Genomic DNA, 16,026 nt, shown 5'->3' on the forward strand with positions numbered 1-16,026 from the left:
TTTTTTTATTGATGATAGTTTAATGCTTGGGCAAGGTTGGTTTTAATGGTAATATTCGAAAAGTCAATCCCCAGCTGTACAGCAGTTTGCGCAATTTCAGGCCTGATTCCTGACAAGGTTGACCGGACACCGATCAGATTTAGCGCCTCAATCAATTTAAAGATCTGGTGCGCCACCATCGTATCCACCACAACAACACCTGACAGATCGATTAATAGATGCTCCACACGTCTTTTCGCACAAGCTTGAAGCGTGTTTTCCAGAATAAACTTCGCCCGTTCGGTATCAATGTCACCGACAAGCGGCAGCAGAGCTGTTGATTTGCTCAGGGTAATGACAGGTGAGCTTAATTCCAATATCATTTCTCTTTGGGCGTTTAATTGCTGCTTGGCATTCATTTCAGCGTGATCAACGAATGTATAAATGGTGAAATCAAATACTTTTACAATCAAATCTGCCCATTTTTGCTTCTCTCCCGGTTCAAACGCTGATTCATTTTCTTCTGCGAACTTCTCAAAATACTTCGTATATAATCTCCTGTTTCTCATAAACTCCCGAATGACATACTGAACCGGTGTGTCGAGATGTTTTTGATCGTTGGTCAGCTCAATGACCCACTCTTGAAACTCTTCGAGAAATTGTTTTTCCGGTAAAACATACATGTAATTCAGATGCCGGTAAAATTCTCTGTCCTGCTCTTTCAATTCTTCCGTTACTGTTGCATTATGTAGGGCGTAAAGCGAATTCGGATCACTTTCCTCCATCGTTTCAATCCATTCCTCGGCCATTTGTTCCACATGCTCTGAAAAAAATGCATATAATTTTTCATTCAGTTTCATGACACTGCTCCTTTCCCCAACACTATTATAACTTGACTTACAGTTGAATCCCAGTCATACATGTTGAAGCCATCCAATATTTTGAAGATTACTAATTCTTTGGTGTGTATCCTATTTTTTCAAAATGCTTCAAATGGCTCTGTCCGAGCGCTTGCTTTTTTCATATAATATGAGGCAACACCCTTGAATCCACTTGCAAGCATAAAAAAGGAGGGCTTTTTTATGAATGGTGAAATCCGCTTGATCCCGTATGTGACGAATGAGCAGATCATGGATGTAAACGAGCTTCCTGAGGGCATTAAAGTGATTAAGGCGCCAGAAATGTGGGCAAAAGGGGTAAAAGGCAAAAATATTAAAGTTGCTGTATTAGACACAGGCTGCGACACAAGCCACCCTGATTTAAAAAATCAAATCATCGGCGGAAAGAACTTCACGGATGACGACGGCGGCAAGGAAGATGCGATTTCCGACTACAACGGACACGGCACACACGTCGCCGGAACAATTGCAGCTAATGATTCAAACGGAGGCATTGCCGGAGTCGCGCCTGAGGCAAGCCTATTGATTGTGAAGGTTCTTGGCGGCGAGAACGGCAGCGGACAATACGAATGGATAATTAACGGCATCAACTACGCGGTGGAACAGAAAGTCGACATCATCTCAATGTCCCTTGGAGGGCCAAGCGATGTGCCAGAGCTAAAAGAAGCAGTGAAAAACGCAGTGAAAAACGGAGTGCTTGTCGTTTGTGCAGCGGGAAATGAAGGTGACGGCGACGAACGCACAGAAGAGCTTTCCTACCCCGCAGCTTATAATGAAGTGATTGCAGTTGGATCTGTTTCTGTAGCGCGAGAATTATCAGAATTTTCTAACGCGAATAAAGAGATTGACCTTGTGGCACCAGGAGAAAACATCTTATCCACCCTTCCCAACAAGAAGTACGGTAAGCTGACCGGCACTTCAATGGCTGCCCCTCATGTCAGCGGTGCGCTTGCTTTAATCAAAAGCTATGAAGAAGAATCATTTCAAAGAAAGCTTTCTGAATCTGAGGTTTTCGCACAGCTAATCCGCAGGACACTTCCTCTTGATATTGCAAAAACGCTGGCAGGCAATGGATTCCTGTATTTAACAGCTCCTGATGAGCTCGCAGAAAAAGCAGAGCAATCACATTTGTTGACCCTATAAGATTATTTTTCTTATATAATATACACCACATCATGTAAATAAAAATTTCAAATTCTATGTTGACAATGAATTTGAATTACTGTTAAGATTACCAACAAATGATTCAACTTTTCAAAAAATTAATAACATTTTCTCTTATCGAGAGTTGGGCGAGGGATTGGCCTTTTGACCCCAACAGCAACCGACCGTAATACCATTGTGAAATGGGGCGCACTGCTTTTCGCGCCGAGACTGATGTCTCATAAGGCACGGTGCTAATTCCATCAGATTGTGTCTGAGAGATGAGAGAGGCAGTGTTTTACGTAGAAAAGCCTCTTTCTCTCATGGGAAAGAGGCTTTTTGTTGTGAGAAAACCTCTTAGCAGCCTGTATCCGCGGGTGAAAGAGAGTGTTTTACATATAAAGGAGGAGAAACAATGACAACCATCAAAACATCGAATTTAGGATTTCCGAGAATCGGACTGAACCGGGAATGGAAAAAAGCACTTGAAGCGTATTGGAAAGGCAGTACTGATAAAGATACGTTTTTGAAGCAAATCGACGAACTATTTTTATCCGCAGTAAAAACACAAATTGACCAGCAGATTGATGTTGTGCCTGTTTCTGATTTCACACAGTATGACCATGTACTCGACACAGCAGTCAGCTTCAACTGGATCCCGAAACGGTTCAGACATTTGACTGACGCTACCGATACATACTTCGCTATCGCCCGCGGAATCAAAGACGCTGTATCTAGTGAAATGACAAAATGGTTTAATACAAATTACCATTACATCGTTCCGGAATATGACGAGAGCATTGAGTTCCGTCTGACAAGAAACAAACAACTCGAAGATTATCGCCGGATCAAACAGGAATACGGTGTGGAAACAAAGCCTGTGATTGTCGGCCCTTATACGTTCGTTACGCTTGCTAAAGGCTATGAACCGTCTGAAGCAAAAGCGATCCAAAAACGCCTTGTGCCATTATATGTACAGCTTTTGAAAGAGCTTGAAGAAGAAGGCGTAAAATGGGTTCAAATCGATGAGCCGGCGCTCGTTACCGCCTCTAGTGAAGATGTACGCGGCGCAAAAGAATTATTTGAAAGCATTACAAGTGAGCTTTCATCCTTGAATGTGCTTTTGCAGACGTATTTTGATTCTGTTGATGCTTATGAAGAGCTGATCTCTTACCCGGTTCAGGGAATTGGCCTTGATTTCGTTCACGACAAAGGCAGAAACCTGGAACAGCTTAAAACACATGGCTTCCCGACAGATAAAGTGCTGGCAGCCGGCGTTATCGACGGACGCAACATTTGGAAAGCGGACCTTGAAGAGCGTCTCGATGCCGTTCTTGATATTCTCAGCATTGCAAAAGTTGATGAACTGTGGATTCAGCCTTCCAGCAGCCTGCTGCATGTTCCAGTAGCGAAACACCCTGATGAGCATTTGGAAAAAGACCTATTGAACGGATTATCCTACGCAAAAGAAAAGCTGGCCGAGCTGACAGCTTTGAAAGAAGGCTTAGTATCAGGAAAAGCGGCGATCAGCGAAGAGATTCAGCAGGCTAAGGCTGATATCCAGGCGCTTAAACAGTTTGCAACAGGCGCCAATTCTGAACAAAAGAAAGAGCTTGAGCAATTAACTGATAAAGACTTCAAGCGCCCGATTCCGTTTGAAGAACGTTTAGCCCTACAAAATGAATCTCTCGGCCTTCCGCTTTTGCCGACGACAACGATCGGCAGCTTCCCGCAGTCTGCTGAAGTGCGGAGCGCACGCCAAAAATGGCGGAAAGCTGAGTGGTCCGATGAACAGTATCAAAACTTTATCAATGCGGAAACAAAAAGATGGATTGATATTCAGGAAGAATTGGAGCTTGATGTCCTTGTTCACGGCGAATTTGAACGGACAGACATGGTCGAATACTTCGGTGAAAAGCTGGCCGGTTTCGCCTTCACTAAATATGCCTGGGTTCAATCATACGGCTCACGCTGTGTCCGCCCGCCAGTCATTTACGGAGATGTTGAATTTATTGAACCGATGACAGTGAAAGACACAGTCTACGCACAGTCATTGACTTCCAAGCATGTAAAAGGAATGCTGACGGGCCCGGTTACAATCTTAAACTGGTCTTTCCCTCGAAACGACATCTCGAGGAAAGAAATCGCCTTCCAAATCGGGCTTGCCCTTCGCAAAGAAGTTAAAGCGCTTGAAGACGCAGGCATTCAAATCATTCAAGTCGATGAACCAGCGTTGCGTGAAGGCCTTCCATTGAAAACCCGCGATTGGGATGAGTATTTGACTTGGGCGGCAGAAGCTTTCAGATTAACCACTTCTTCCGTGAAAAACGAGACACAAATTCATACACATATGTGCTACAGCAACTTCGAAGATATCGTTGATACAATCAATGATCTTGATGCCGATGTGATTACAATCGAACATAGCAGAAGCCACGGAGGATTTTTAGATTACTTAAAAAACCACCCGTATTTGAAAGGGCTTGGCCTTGGTGTATATGACATTCACAGCCCTCGTGTGCCGTCAACTGAAGAAATGTACAATATTATCGTTGATGCGCTTGCCGTCTGTCCGACTGACCGCTTCTGGGTAAATCCAGACTGCGGATTGAAAACAAGACAGCAGGAAGAAACGGTTGCAGCATTGAAAAACATGGTTGAAGCTGCAAAACAGGCAAGAGCACAGCAGACACAGCTTGTATAATTTGAAAAAACCATCTGCATTTGGCAGATGGTTTTTTTCTATAATACAGCCACAATAGTTTCTTATTTTAGCAAATCCCCCAATTACTTTGTTTATTTTGCACTTTTTTAAGAATGTTCTTTGCATTTTTTTCGGCTATACTAATAACACTCTATTGACAGGAGGGATTGGGATGAATCATGAAACGTTCTTAAAACGGGCTGTCACTCTCGCATGTGAAGGAGTGAATGCAGGAATCGGCGGGCCTTTTGGAGCCGTTATCGTGAAAGACGGAGCCATTATTGCAGAGGGACAGAACAACGTCACAACAAGCAATGATCCGACTGCCCACGCGGAAGTCACAGCTATTCGAAAAGCCTGTAAGGTGCTAGGAGCATACCAGCTTGATGACTGCATTTTGTATACGAGCTGTGAACCATGCCCAATGTGCTTGGGCGCCATCTACTGGGCCCGGCCTAAAGCCGTTTTCTATGCAGCTGAGCACACAGACGCTGCCGAAGCCGGGTTTGATGATTCATTCATTTATAAAGAAATTGATAAACCTGATGAAGAAAGAACGATCCCCTTTTATCAAGTGACACTAACAGAGCATTTATCCCCGTTTCAAGCATGGCGGAACTTCGCCAATAAGAAAGAATATTAAAAGGATCAGGCATGCGCGGCCTGGTCCTTGTTATTTCTCCAAGTAGCGCTATGCCCTGTGCAAATACAAAACAGCAATCATGCGCGCCGGAATTCAGCTTGGCAGACACCGAGCCAGCCGCCCGCTTCACCTGTAACTTTTGGTTTAAAGGCATGCTTCAAACGCTTCTCTGAAGTTTTATCATAAATCTGTGCCCGCCCCGCATGCTCCGACACCAAAAAACATCCTGAGAACACTCAGGATGCCGGTCATTATTTTAATTCTAGTTTTACATCAACATTTCCTCTGGTTGCCTTTGAGTAAGGACAGAATTCATGAGCGGCGTTGACAAGCTCTTGTGCCTTTTCCCGATCTAAATCTTTCGTGTTCACAACAAGTGTGACACCGATTTTAAACCCGCCGTCGCTCTCATCCTTCATGAGGCTGACCTGCCCTTCAATCTCCGAATCAATTTCGATATTCTGCTCTTTGGCTACGTGTTCGAGCGCGCCGCCGAAGCATGCAGCATACCCTGCCGCAAAGAGCTGTTCCGGATTTGTGCCGATTTGTCCTTCTTTTTTGGCATTTGGCATGACAATATCAAAATCAAGAACACCGTCATCTGATGTAATATGTCCTGCTCGTCCGCCTCGCGCGGTTACTTTTGCTGTAAATAGTGCCATATTTCCCAACCTCCTTATTTGTATCTAGTTGTTATATTTCCCTTTCTGATCTTTTTAAACATGCTATGTTTGCCGAGAATAGGAAAAGTGAGGTTTTTCAGATACAATAGAATCGAATGACAAAAAAGAGTTGGTGAACAAAATGGAAAATAAATTTGATCATATGAAATTGGAGAATCAGCTATGTTTTTTGCTATATGCAAGTTCGCGGGAAATGACAAAGCAATACAAGCCGCTGCTTGATAAGCTGAATATAACATACCCTCAATATTTGGCTTTGCTTTTGTTATGGGAACATGAAACGCTTACTGTCAAAAAAATAGGCGAACAGCTGTATTTAGATTCAGGAACGCTCACTCCGATGCTTAAACGAATGGAACAACAGGGTTTGATTACGAGAAAAAGATCTGAAGAGGATGAGCGGTCCGTGTTGATCAGCCTGACAGAGGACGGAGCGTTATTAAAAGAAAAAGCGGCTGACATTCCAGAGACAATTCTGGGGCTCTCAAAGCAGTCTGGGGAGGATCTCAAACAGTTAAAATCCGCTCTATATACATTGCTGGAAACACTTCATCAAAAAAATTGAGGATGCCTTGTACAGGCATCCTCTTTTTATTTATTCAGCAACTTCAAGTGTCACATCAATATTTCCGGAGGTTGCTTTTGAGTACGGGCAGACGCCGTGCGCTTTTTTCACAAGCGCCTCCAATTCTGATGCACTGACTCCTTCTCCTTTTACTTGCAGCGTCACACCCAGCTTATAGCCCTGGTCCGCTTCATCCTTTAACAGGCTAACATTTGCTGTAACCTCTGTCTCTACTTTTACCCGTTCTGTTCTTGCGACAAGCTGCAGGGCGCTGTCAAAGCAAGCTGCATAACCTGCTGCAAACAGCTGCTCTGGATTTGTCGCTTTTTCTAATTTCTTGGCTCTCGGTGTCCCCGGCATTGCGACATCAAGCTCAAGAACGCGGTCTGATGAAATGACCTTTCCTTCTCTTCCTCCTACCGCTGAAACAGTTGCGGTAAATAATGGCTGACTCATTTTTCATTCCCCCAATATATTTTATACAATTAAATTGTACACAATTAAATTTGAAATGTCAATTTTTCGCGTATAAAAAAGCTTATCTCGTAATGAGATAAGCTTTTTCATTGAACATTACCCCGCTATTCACGGATTTGCCCAGTTCCTTTAATGATGTATTTTGTAGAAGTCAGTGCAGGAAGCCCCATCGGTCCTCTTGCATGAAGCTTTTGCGTGCTGATGCCGATTTCGGCTCCGTAGCCGAATTCAAAGCCGTCGGTAAAGCGGGTTGACGCGTTATGATAGACCGCGGCAGCATCGACAGCCGTTTGAAAATATGCCGCGTTTTTGTCATTTTCAGTTAAAATCGCTTCTGAATGATTGGTGCCGTATTGTTGGATATGCTTCACAGCTTCTTGGACGTTTTCAACCGTCTTTACACTGAGGACAGGCGCTAAAAATTCGGTTTCCCAATCTTCTTTTGATGCTTGTTTGCTTGAAGGATGAAGTTCACACACCAATTCATCACCGCGAATTTCAACTCCCGCGTTTTCCAGCTGGTCCAGCAATTCTTTCCCGTGCTGTCTTGCCCAAGCCTTGTGAATCAGCAATGATTCAATCGCGTTGCATACGGAAGGGCGTTGCGTTTTGGCATTTACGACAACCTTTTCTGCCATTTGCGGTTTGGCTGTTTCGTCAATGAATATGTGGCAGTTTCCTGCTCCCGTTTCTAATACAGGAACTGTTGATTCTCTCACAACGAGATCAATCAGTTTCTTGCCTCCGCGCGGAATCAATACGTCTAAGCCATCATTTAACGTAAAGAGCTCTTTTGCTGTCTCTCTGCTTGTATCCTCAATCAGCTGCACAGCGTGAATCGGAAGCGCTGATTGCTCAAGTGCTCTGTGAATGACACTGACGAGCGCTTTGTTGCTGTGGATGGCTGAGGAGCTTCCCCGCAGCACAACCGCGTTCCCTGTCTTCAGGCAAAGGGTAGCCGCATCAACTGTGACGTTTGGCCTCGCCTCATAAATCATTCCTACGACACCGAGCGGCACACGGATTTTTTCAATAAACAGGCCGTTTTCTTTTTCAATCGTTTCAAGAGAGTCGCCGATTGGGTCCGCTAAGTCGATTAAGAGCTCCACCGCGTCCGCGATATCGCGTATCCGTTTCTCATCCAGTGTGAGACGGTCAATGATGTCCGGAGTTAAACCATTCTCTTTTCCGTTCACAATGTCTTTTGCATTCTCCGCCAAGAGAAAATCTAGTTCTTTGCGGAGTCCGTTTGCAATGAGGCTGAGCGCCTCATCCTTCTCGGCTGTTGTTTTCATGATCATTTCGGCTGCTGCTTCTTTCGCCAGCTTCGCTTTTACAGAAACTTCACTCATTTTTCCGCCTCCTAGTCTTTTACATTGACCCAGTCATTCCTATGAATAACCTCAAACGTTTTCTCAAAATCAAGTTCGTCACTGCGTTTGCCTTTAGCCTCCATAATCTCCTCGGAGGAGTAATGAGTTTGGCCTTTGCCGATCACGCCGCCCGGTCCCCTGACTTCCACAACCGCCCCTTTCGGAAAGCTTCCGTTCACACCCACAACGCCAGCGGGCAAAAGGCTGCTTCCATTATGGATCATCGCCTCCTCGGCACCCGCATCAATGATAATTTCTCCCGATATCGGCGAGTGGAACTGAATCCACTGCCTTGTGTTGTTAACCGAAGATAGTTCTTTGTCTCCGATATAAGTGCCGTCTCCCCTGCCGTCCAAAATGTCCGCAAGTTTTTGCTCTCCGCTGCCTGTTCCAATGAATACTTTCACTCCCAGAGACAGCGCGGTTTGTGCGGCTAACAGCTTTGATTTCATTCCGCCGGTGCCGACCTTTGATCCAGCTGAACCTGCATATCCAAGCAATTCAGGCGTGATCTCCGGCAAATAATCAAATCGTTTCGCCTCAGGATTTTCATTTGGATTGGCATCATACAGTCCGTTAATGTCGGTGAGAATCATGAGCTGGTCCGCGTGAATCAATCCGCTGACTAACGCAGAAAGCATATCATTATCTCCGAATGTCAATTCTTCAACAGATGTAGAATCGTTCTCGTTGATAATCGGAATGACGCCGCGTTCCAATAATTCCATTATCGTAGCATACGCGTTTCGGTACCGTTCTCTTTTCGAAAAATCATTTCTCGTTAAAAGGATTTGTCCCGGAGTTAATGAGTATTGTTTAAATTGATTCATATATTGCTGCATTAACAGTGTTTGTCCGACCGCGGCCGCCGCCTGTTTTCCTTTGATGGTAACGGGACGGGACGGATAACCGAGGCTGGAAAACCCCGCCGCTACGGCACCCGAGGTAATCAGAATCATTTCATGCCCCGCTTTTTTTAACACGGAAATCGCCTGAACATGCTCTCTGATTTTTGCCTCATCAATGCTTCCTTTGCTATTCGTGAGCGAACTGCTTCCTATTTTCACTACTATTCTTTGTTTTTTCATTTATTCTCCTCCGCGGCTCTTCTACAATAAAAAAACCCATTTCATCCTGATTCATAAGGACGAAATGGGTTTCCGTGGTACCACCTTGATTGAACGCGCTTGTGCACGCTCCGCTCTCCTGTAACGCCAGGTTATGCGCCTAGGTTTTCCCCCTAGGACTCCAAGGCAGGTTCGGCAGGTTTCATGCGGCAAAATGTTTCAGCGATTCATTTTGCTCTCTGTCACAGAAAGGTCTGCTTACTAATCCTCTTCAACGCTCAATGATTTTTTTATATTATGCAAAGAAAAAAGACACTTGTCAAGGTTTTTTGTCATCAAAAATAGCCCGCATTGCGCGGGCCTCTTGCAGTCTAGTTAAAGACGATTGTTTTATTTTCATGAACGATGACACGGTCTTCCAAATGCCATTTCACAGCACGGGCAAGCACGCTGCGCTCAATTGTTCTTCCGATGTTTTTCAGCGCTTCCGCATTATCGCGGTGGTCCACACGCTCAATATCCTGTTCAATGATCGGCCCTTCATCAAGATCGTTTGTCACATAATGAGATGTCGCACCGATCAGTTTCACGCCGCGCTCGTAGGCCCGTTTGTACGGATTCGCACCGATAAAAGCTGGCAGGAATGAATGGTGGATATTGATGATGCGATTCGGATGAGCCGAAACAAAATCAGGAGTTAGAATCTGCATATAGCGTGCGAGCACGATGACATCAACATCGTACTGCTCCAGCAGTTCAAGCTGCTTCTTTTCGACTTCCGCTCTGATGTCTTTGTTCGCTTTCATATAGTGGAATGGAATGTTCAGGCGCTCAACCAGCTCTCTCGCTTCCTCATGGTTACTGATGACAACAGCGATCTCCGCCATCAGGTTGCCGGTTTGCCATTCCCAAATCAGCTCATGCAGGCAATGGAGCTCCTTTGAAACGAAAATGGCGACACGCTTCAGTTCGCTCGCCAAAGTTAAGCTCCATGTCATGTCGAATTTATCCGCTACAGAGGCAAACGCCGCCTGAAGTGATGTTTTTTTCTCACGAATGCCTGCGCAGTCGAATTCGATTCTCAGGAAGAACCGGCCGCCTTCAGGGTCTGTCGTATATTGATTTGATTCTATAATATTGGCACCGTGTTCAAATAAAAACGCGGAAACTGCAGAGACGATACCCGGCTGATCGGGGCAGCTGACCAAGAGCCGCCCTTTATCCTCATTTCCGTCACGGTATTCGTCCAACCGCTGAGTCATATATGATTTCATGAATAATCCCTCTTATCTTTGTAAGTCTAAACTATTTATCCATTATACTGAAGATTTGATAAAAATCAATTTATGACAGAATTTTTAAACCAACTGCTGAGCATAAAATCAACGCGATAAAGAAGATCCGTTTGGCGTCTTTCTGCTCCTTGTAAAAGAGGATGCCGATAAGCGCCCCGCCGGCGGTGCCAATTCCTGTCCAGACCGCGTAAGCCGTTCCCATCGGAATGGTTTCCATTGCGTACGACAGCAAGGAAAATGAAGCGGCAAAACCAACAATGATCAACAGCACCCATTTCACGCTTTTTTCTTTCGCATATTGATTCATAAGGGCCACGCCGGCCATTTCTAAACAGCCCGCGCACAGTAAACTGATCCAGTGCAGCATTATGCCTCGCCTCCTTTTTCCTCTGTCTCATCCTGTGTCACAAGCTTCAACCCGATTACACCGATTAAGAGCACGCCAATTAACAATAGCTTCGGCCATCCAACCGGTTCATGAAAGAGAACGATTTCACTAAGTACTGTTCCCGCTGTGCCGAGCCCGGTAAAGACGGCATACACGGTACCAACAGGCAGACTGTGAGTCGCCTTCATTAGAAGGTAAAAGCTGAATATGATGCCGATGGCAGTGCCGCTCCATGTTAAGGCTGAGTCAGCGTGCTTTAAGCCTATCACCCAAACAACCTCGAAAACAGCGGCAAGCACGACCAATCCCCATTTCATTTTGAGTCATTCCTTTCTATCTATTAAGATTCTCCGAAAACAAAAAAACCCCGGACAGTCGTCTCACATGAGATTGACTCTCCCGGGCTTTTTTCCCTCCGTGTGCATACGCGCTTCTATTTACGCGTATGTGTTTTCTCTCGGACCAGTCCATGTCAATTGACATGCGGAACCCTAGAAAACTTTACATGATATCATGATACTAAACTCAGCTCTATCTTTCAATTGTAAGATTTTCTTTCATATACCGCGATCGGTTTATTCCATTTTCTGATCGTTTTGCTGTAATGCATGCCGATTTTCTCCGCTACCCGTATGGACGCTTTGTTACCCGGATCAATCAAAGCCGCCATTTTGCCGAACTGCCGCTCGTTAAAGCCATAGTCCAGACAGGCCCGAGCCGCTTCTTGCGCATAGCCGTTCCCCCAGTGGCGGCGGGCAAACATATAGCCAATTTCCATTACGGTTTGATTTTCGATCTGCTGGGGAACGATGCCGCATTGCCCCAAAAACTCCCCTGTCCGCTTATCTTCGGCGATCCACAGACTAACGCCGTACCCTTTTTCATTTCGTTGGTTCCAATTGACCCACTCGCGGGTTTGCCTCTTATCTTTTAAACCGGAATAATATGTCATGACGTCAGGATCATTAAAAAGCAGCCCAAACAAAGTGGCTTGATCCCGATCTTCCATACAGCGCAAACGAATTCGATCAGTCACAAGCTTCGTTTTAGCGTTCATACTTCGCCACATCCTGCTTCCATTCTTTTTTGAGAGCTTCAATATGTGCCTGATGATAGCGGTTATGATCTGCCATATGCCAAATTCCCCATCGTATCGTCGCGGTGTCACCTTCGAAGGAAAGCGGCTGGTTCAAAGCATTTTCAGTTAAAGTGAAGCATACCGATTTCAACTCCTCTACTACATGCTGATGTCTTTTCAGGAGTTCATCTAAGTCTGGCTGATTCACCGGTTCAGGCAGCCGTCCGCTTTCATCTGTCATCGGGCCGTATGCCTGTTCAATATGGTCCGGTATCCGATTTTCCTTGATACGCCAGACCCATCTGATATCAACATTTGTGATATGGTGCAAAAGCTGAGCCGTGCTGTTTTTTGTTTGGCAGCGCCCCTTATAGTAAAGTTCACTGTGTGTCATATGGCTTACGATGGAAGCCAGACGGAGACTGTTTTCTTCCACTGCGGAATACAGCAAACTGACCGTTGGCGCCATGTCGTTTCTTATGGATAAGTCCTTCATGTTCAGTTCCCCTCCTAACTAGGTACATTTGACACCAAACAAAAATTCCCTTTAAAAAAGAAAAAAGCTCTCATTACAAGAGAGAGCCATCTTAATTGTTATTTCCCGGTTTATATAAGTAAGGATCATGCTGCGGTTCATTAGCGGTATTTAAATCAAGGGATATATCACCGCGTGCATTCATCGTGCCAAGGGTAATCGAAGACAGCAGTTTGGGGCTGTACCCTTTTTCCTCAAGCTTCTCAAACAGCCAGGATCGGTTTTTTTGGAGATATTTCAAATTATGATCAAGGATTTCGCCATCCAGTATGAGCGGAATCGGGATAAAATTCCGTTCAGCTTCCATATTCAAATCCCGCACCTGCACCGCTCTCGCTTCCTCTTTCGGGATGACGCTTACTTCTCCCGTTTCTTCAATGATAGCAAGATCAATGTCAGCCGGGTCGGCATAGCCCTTTTCCCTCAGCTTTCCGAGCAGCTCATTAACAGTCAGCCTTTCTTTACGAAGGCCGCGTTCATCAATATCCCCGTTTCGGATTAGGACAGTCGGGCTCACGACTAGGAGCCATCGCCATTTATTAGATAAAGAGAGCTTGCTCATGATAAGATAAAGCACCAAAAAAGCACCCGCATAATAAATTGACATCGGCAGCTTGGATGTAAGGATCGGCTCACTGATAATGGTTCCGATTGCGAAGGTCAAAAGCAGGTCAAAATTGTTCATTTGTGACACAGCTTTTTTACCGGCAAGCCGAAACAAAATATATGCAATCGAAAATACGATAACTGGCTTCAGTAAAAATACCCATACCATCCATAACACCGATCTTTACCTCCATCCGCTGGTCATATTGAGCCTATTGTGCCCCGTGGCAGGCCCTCTATGCATCAGTGTCTAGGCGAACGTGCATATCGCCTGAACATAACATAATAGAAAGTGACACCGATTGGAGGCGCAATACGCAATATGAAAAATCAGAAGTCGAATACCCTTTGGCCCTTTGATCTGCCATTGGCTCCCCAACCCGAGGGCTACCAGCAGCAAACAATCGACAGGCTGGCCGGTTTGGAGCTAAGAATGAAGCAACTAATTAGAGCGATTGAGGTAAACAATGAATTGCTGAGAACAATGCAAGAACAGCAAAACCGTGTATGCACAAATGGCAGCGGGTCTGTGATTGTCCGGATGTAGAAACCGGCGCTTGTCTGCCTTCTTATATCTCAATAAAAAACTCTTCTCTGAAAGGAGAAGAGTTTCATGTATGTGTTCAAACGGACTGCGCCAAACTTAATTGCGGGCCGAATAGCTCGTAATGGATAGACTCCGGCGCTGATCCGAGCTCTGATACAAGCTTATGCATTGCCGTAATAAACGACGGTGAACCGCAAATATAGTAATCCGCATCTGTGTTGGCAATCAGTTCTTTGAGGAATTGCTGATCAATCTGTCCTTCATGAAAATGCAGATCACCTGCACGGTCTTCCTCTGTCGGCTCGCGATACACAAATGCTGTTTTAACAGCAGAATGTTTTGCTGCTTCTTCTACTTCATGGCGCAATGCATGATATTCACTGTTTTTCGCCGCATGAATGAACAGAATTTGCCGTTCAGGCTGTTTGGAAAGAGATGTTTTAAGCATGCTGATCATTGGTGTAATGCCAACTCCGGCACTGATCAAAACGAGATCTTTTTGTGATGCATGATCTAAAACAAAGTCCCCTGCCGGTGCGCTGATCTCTATTGAATCTCCCTCCTGCAGCCCATCGTGTAAGTAAGAAGACACGACACCATCTTTCTTCACTGAAATTCGATAATAGTCTTTTCCCGGCATATCAGACAGGCTGTACTGGCGGATATGCGTATATTCAGAATCAGGAATCCGCACTTTGATGCTGATATATTGCCCTGCTTGGAATTCAGGTAACGGCTTGCCGTCTTCCGGTTTCAAATAGAAGGATGTAATTTCTTTGCTTTCCCGCTCTTTTTTTGCGATAACGAATGGCTTATACTCCTTCCAGCCGCCGGCTTGCTCTTCAGCCTGTTCATACATGTCTTTTTCAATTCCGATGAACGCGTCAGCAATGACTCCGTACGCTTTTTCCCATGCCTGCATAATGTCAGGAGTTGCAGCGTCTCCCAATACATCTTTAATCGCAATCAGCAAATATTTACCGACGATTGGGTAGTGCTCAGGCTTAATTCCGATACTGCGGTGCTTGTGGCCGATTTGTTTGACAACCGGAATGATGTTTCCTAATTGGTCAATGTTTGCCGCAGCTGCAATAACGGCATTTGCCAGAGCAGTTCGCTGTGTTTTTTTCTTTTGGTTTGTTTGATTAAAAATGTTCAAAAGCTCTGGATGGTCTTGAAACATCCGATCGTAAAAACGGCCAGTGATTGTTTCTCCATGCTGTTGCAATACGGGTACAGTGCTTTTAATAATTTCGATTGTTTTGTTATCTAACATTTTATAAACAATCCTTTCGAAAAGATGTATTCATAATATATCTTTAAAATACATGATCTTACGAATAAAAGATATATCTAAAATGAATCTTTAATAAAGTTGTCACAAAATTATCAATTTAACATGACATTTGTTGCTTTTTTATAGAATCCCCTAGCAAAAACGGACTAACCATTGCAATAATCACCATTGAAAAGTACAAAAAAAACCCAAAACAACTTATGTTTTGGGTTTAACGTTCACCAAGGCTTATCAGTTCCGAGCGCATTCGCAAGCGCCTGGCTGTGTTTCTTGCGGTTCTTACGTTCATTAGCACGCTGTACAGCTGTATTATGCAGCATGATTTCTTCTTCTGTTTCCGGTACAACCCTCGGTACAGGCACCGGCTTGCCATTTGAATCTAATGCGACAAATGTCAAAAAGGATGTGGCAGCGAGTTCCCGTTCGCCAGTCATCAAATGCTCCTTAATAACTTTCACAAATACTTCCATGGAAGATGTGCCGACCCATGTCACATATGACTCTAGGCAGACAGAATCCTTTTGCCCGATCGGCTTTAAAAAATCTACAGAATCCATTGAAGCTGTTACCGTTTCACGTCTGCAATGGCGCGCCGCTGAAATAGAGGCAATGTCGTCTATGTAGCTCATTAATTTTCCGCCAAACAGCGTATTATGGTTGTTCGTGTCAAGCGGGAACACCCTGCTGGTTTTCACAACCTTTGACTCTTTACAAAATCTTGTTTCCGGTGTTTCCATACCTTTCTCC

At 44.8% G+C, this 16,026-nt stretch carries 18 protein-coding genes, 1 pseudogene, 2 riboswitches and 1 other annotated feature; of the genes and pseudogenes, 5 read left to right on the plus strand and 14 right to left on the minus strand.

The features are described from left to right. Positions 1 to 5: 5 nt before the first annotated feature. Entirely contained in the window at positions 6 to 839 is an 834-nt protein-coding gene (gene rsbRB, locus SB658_RS08170; protein ID WP_003232560.1) for an RsbT co-antagonist RsbRB, read from the minus strand. Positions 840 to 1,061: 222 nt separating this feature from the next. On the opposite strand from rsbRB, the gene isp reads away from it, so the two are divergent. From isp to guaD, 3 genes are all read left to right on the plus strand, one after another. Continuing rightward, positions 1,062 to 2,021 (plus strand): serine protease Isp, encoded by a 960-nt coding sequence (isp, locus tag SB658_RS08175; protein ID WP_003232562.1) that lies wholly within the window; start codon positions 1,062 to 1,064, stop codon positions 2,019 to 2,021. Positions 2,022 to 2,153: 132 nt separating this feature from the next. Further along, a riboswitch (SAM riboswitch) is annotated at positions 2,154 to 2,309 on the plus strand. A gap of 127 nt (positions 2,310 to 2,436) precedes the next feature. Then, positions 2,437 to 4,725 carry a 5-methyltetrahydropteroyltriglutamate--homocysteine S-methyltransferase gene (gene metE / locus SB658_RS08180; RefSeq protein WP_003232565.1) on the plus strand — a complete coding sequence of 763 codons (2,289 nt, stop codon included), beginning with the start codon at positions 2,437 to 2,439 and terminating at the stop codon, positions 4,723 to 4,725. A 172-nt stretch (positions 4,726 to 4,897) separates the two neighbouring features. After that, entirely contained in the window at positions 4,898 to 5,368 is a 471-nt protein-coding gene (gene guaD / locus SB658_RS08185) for a guanine deaminase (protein WP_021479438.1), read from the plus strand. Positions 5,369 to 5,416: 48 nt separating this feature from the next. On the opposite strand, the pseudogene SB658_RS08190 reads toward guaD, so the two are convergent. Then, positions 5,417 to 5,593: pseudogene (locus tag SB658_RS08190) on the minus strand (hypothetical protein). Between the two features lie 26 nt (positions 5,594 to 5,619). Then, complete coding sequence (gene ohrB / locus SB658_RS08195) at positions 5,620 to 6,030, minus strand: organic hydroperoxide resistance protein OhrB (RefSeq protein WP_144500800.1); 411 nt, start codon at positions 6,028 to 6,030, stop codon at positions 5,620 to 5,622. 142 nt (positions 6,031 to 6,172) lie between these two features. On the opposite strand from ohrB, the gene ohrR reads away from it, so the two are divergent. Beyond that, positions 6,173 to 6,616 carry an organic hydroperoxide resistance transcriptional regulator OhrR gene (ohrR, locus tag SB658_RS08200; RefSeq protein ID WP_141949430.1) on the plus strand — a complete coding sequence of 148 codons (444 nt, stop codon included), beginning with the start codon at positions 6,173 to 6,175 and terminating at the stop codon, positions 6,614 to 6,616. 30 nt (positions 6,617 to 6,646) lie between these two features. On the opposite strand, the gene SB658_RS08205 is transcribed toward ohrR, so the two are convergent. The 9 genes from SB658_RS08205 to SB658_RS08245 form a co-directional block, all read right to left on the minus strand. Continuing rightward, positions 6,647 to 7,072, minus strand: a complete 426-nt coding sequence (locus tag SB658_RS08205; RefSeq protein ID WP_003232574.1) for an organic hydroperoxide resistance protein — start codon at positions 7,070 to 7,072, stop codon at positions 6,647 to 6,649. 125 nt (positions 7,073 to 7,197) lie between these two features. Continuing rightward, positions 7,198 to 8,445, minus strand: a complete 1,248-nt coding sequence (gene proA / locus SB658_RS08210; RefSeq protein ID WP_014479592.1) for a glutamate-5-semialdehyde dehydrogenase — start codon at positions 8,443 to 8,445, stop codon at positions 7,198 to 7,200. 11 nt (positions 8,446 to 8,456) lie between these two features. Beyond that, entirely contained in the window at positions 8,457 to 9,554 is a 1,098-nt protein-coding gene (gene proB / locus SB658_RS08215) for a glutamate 5-kinase (protein WP_014479591.1), read from the minus strand. Between the two features lie 52 nt (positions 9,555 to 9,606). Beyond that, positions 9,607 to 9,817 (minus strand) — a binding site (T-box leader). A gap of 87 nt (positions 9,818 to 9,904) precedes the next feature. Then, positions 9,905 to 10,807, minus strand: a complete 903-nt coding sequence (gene purU, locus SB658_RS08220; protein ID WP_041850915.1) for a formyltetrahydrofolate deformylase — start codon at positions 10,805 to 10,807, stop codon at positions 9,905 to 9,907. 70 nt (positions 10,808 to 10,877) lie between these two features. Then, entirely contained in the window at positions 10,878 to 11,195 is a 318-nt protein-coding gene (gene ykkD / locus SB658_RS08225) for a multidrug efflux SMR transporter subunit YkkD (protein WP_015252242.1), read from the minus strand. Further along, positions 11,195 to 11,533 carry a multidrug efflux SMR transporter subunit YkkC gene (gene ykkC / locus SB658_RS08230; protein WP_003232583.1) on the minus strand — a complete coding sequence of 113 codons (339 nt, stop codon included), beginning with the start codon at positions 11,531 to 11,533 and terminating at the stop codon, positions 11,195 to 11,197. The genes ykkD and ykkC overlap by 1 nt, the downstream gene beginning before the upstream one ends. Positions 11,534 to 11,610: 77 nt before the next feature. After that, a riboswitch (guanidine-I (ykkC/yxkD leader) is annotated at positions 11,611 to 11,722 on the minus strand. 32 nt (positions 11,723 to 11,754) lie between these two features. Then, positions 11,755 to 12,273: a GNAT family N-acetyltransferase gene (locus SB658_RS08235; RefSeq protein WP_003244793.1), complete on the minus strand. Its 519-nt coding sequence runs from the start codon at positions 12,271 to 12,273 to the stop codon at positions 11,755 to 11,757. Beyond that, positions 12,263 to 12,790 (minus strand): DinB family protein, encoded by a 528-nt coding sequence (locus SB658_RS08240; protein WP_049139777.1) that lies wholly within the window; start codon positions 12,788 to 12,790, stop codon positions 12,263 to 12,265. The genes SB658_RS08235 and SB658_RS08240 overlap by 11 nt, the downstream gene beginning before the upstream one ends. Positions 12,791 to 12,881: 91 nt before the next feature. Further along, the gene (locus SB658_RS08245; protein WP_015715759.1) at positions 12,882 to 13,613 is read right to left on the minus strand and encodes a DUF421 domain-containing protein; all 732 of its coding nucleotides are present in this window, start codon (positions 13,611 to 13,613) and stop codon (positions 12,882 to 12,884) included. Positions 13,614 to 13,757: 144 nt separating this feature from the next. On the opposite strand from SB658_RS08245, the gene SB658_RS08250 reads away from it, so the two are divergent. Next, the gene (locus tag SB658_RS08250) at positions 13,758 to 13,982 is read left to right on the plus strand and encodes a hypothetical protein (RefSeq protein ID WP_009967080.1); all 225 of its coding nucleotides are present in this window, start codon (positions 13,758 to 13,760) and stop codon (positions 13,980 to 13,982) included. Between the two features lie 76 nt (positions 13,983 to 14,058). On the opposite strand, the gene hmpA is transcribed toward SB658_RS08250, so the two are convergent. Both hmpA and SB658_RS08260 read right to left on the minus strand, forming a co-directional pair. Further along, complete coding sequence (hmpA, locus tag SB658_RS08255; RefSeq protein WP_072175406.1) at positions 14,059 to 15,258, minus strand: NO-inducible flavohemoprotein; 1,200 nt, start codon at positions 15,256 to 15,258, stop codon at positions 14,059 to 14,061. Between the two features lie 239 nt (positions 15,259 to 15,497). Continuing rightward, positions 15,498 to 16,016, minus strand: a complete 519-nt coding sequence (locus SB658_RS08260; RefSeq protein ID WP_003232595.1) for an acyl-CoA thioesterase — start codon at positions 16,014 to 16,016, stop codon at positions 15,498 to 15,500. Between the last annotated feature and the right edge of the window lie 10 nt (positions 16,017 to 16,026).

Origin of the sequence: Bacillus sp. SIMBA_008 (assembly GCF_046535495.1) — a bacterium.
GTDB lineage: Bacteria > Bacillota > Bacilli > Bacillales > Bacillaceae > Bacillus > Bacillus subtilis.

Bases quoted from the DNA above. Each gene is read 5' to 3' on its own strand.
- rsbRB (WP_003232560.1), bottom strand. From the start codon at position 839: ATGAAACTGAATGAAAAATTATATGCATTTTTTTCAGAGCATGTGGAA.
- isp (WP_003232562.1), top strand. From the start codon at position 1,062: ATGAATGGTGAAATCCGCTTGATCCCGTATGTGACGAATGAGCAGATC.
- metE (WP_003232565.1), top strand. From the start codon at position 2,437: ATGACAACCATCAAAACATCGAATTTAGGATTTCCGAGAATCGGACTG.
- guaD (WP_021479438.1), top strand. From the start codon at position 4,898: ATGAATCATGAAACGTTCTTAAAACGGGCTGTCACTCTCGCATGTGAA.
- ohrB (WP_144500800.1), bottom strand. From the start codon at position 6,030: ATGGCACTATTTACAGCAAAAGTAACCGCGCGAGGCGGACGAGCAGGA.
- ohrR (WP_141949430.1), top strand. From the start codon at position 6,173: ATGGAAAATAAATTTGATCATATGAAATTGGAGAATCAGCTATGTTTT.
- SB658_RS08205 (WP_003232574.1), bottom strand. From the start codon at position 7,072: ATGAGTCAGCCATTATTTACCGCAACTGTTTCAGCGGTAGGAGGAAGA.
- proA (WP_014479592.1), bottom strand. From the start codon at position 8,445: ATGAGTGAAGTTTCTGTAAAAGCGAAGCTGGCGAAAGAAGCAGCAGCC.
- proB (WP_014479591.1), bottom strand. From the start codon at position 9,554: ATGAAAAAACAAAGAATAGTAGTGAAAATAGGAAGCAGTTCGCTCACG.
- purU (WP_041850915.1), bottom strand. From the start codon at position 10,807: ATGAAATCATATATGACTCAGCGGTTGGACGAATACCGTGACGGAAAT.
- ykkD (WP_015252242.1), bottom strand. From the start codon at position 11,195: ATGCTGCACTGGATCAGTTTACTGTGCGCGGGCTGTTTAGAAATGGCC.
- ykkC (WP_003232583.1), bottom strand. From the start codon at position 11,533: ATGAAATGGGGATTGGTCGTGCTTGCCGCTGTTTTCGAGGTTGTTTGG.
- SB658_RS08235 (WP_003244793.1), bottom strand. From the start codon at position 12,273: ATGAACGCTAAAACGAAGCTTGTGACTGATCGAATTCGTTTGCGCTGT.
- SB658_RS08240 (WP_049139777.1), bottom strand. From the start codon at position 12,790: ATGAAGGACTTATCCATAAGAAACGACATGGCGCCAACGGTCAGTTTG.
- SB658_RS08250 (WP_009967080.1), top strand. From the start codon at position 13,758: ATGAAAAATCAGAAGTCGAATACCCTTTGGCCCTTTGATCTGCCATTG.
- hmpA (WP_072175406.1), bottom strand. From the start codon at position 15,258: ATGTTAGATAACAAAACAATCGAAATTATTAAAAGCACTGTACCCGTA.
- SB658_RS08260 (WP_003232595.1), bottom strand. From the start codon at position 16,016: ATGGAAACACCGGAAACAAGATTTTGTAAAGAGTCAAAGGTTGTGAAA.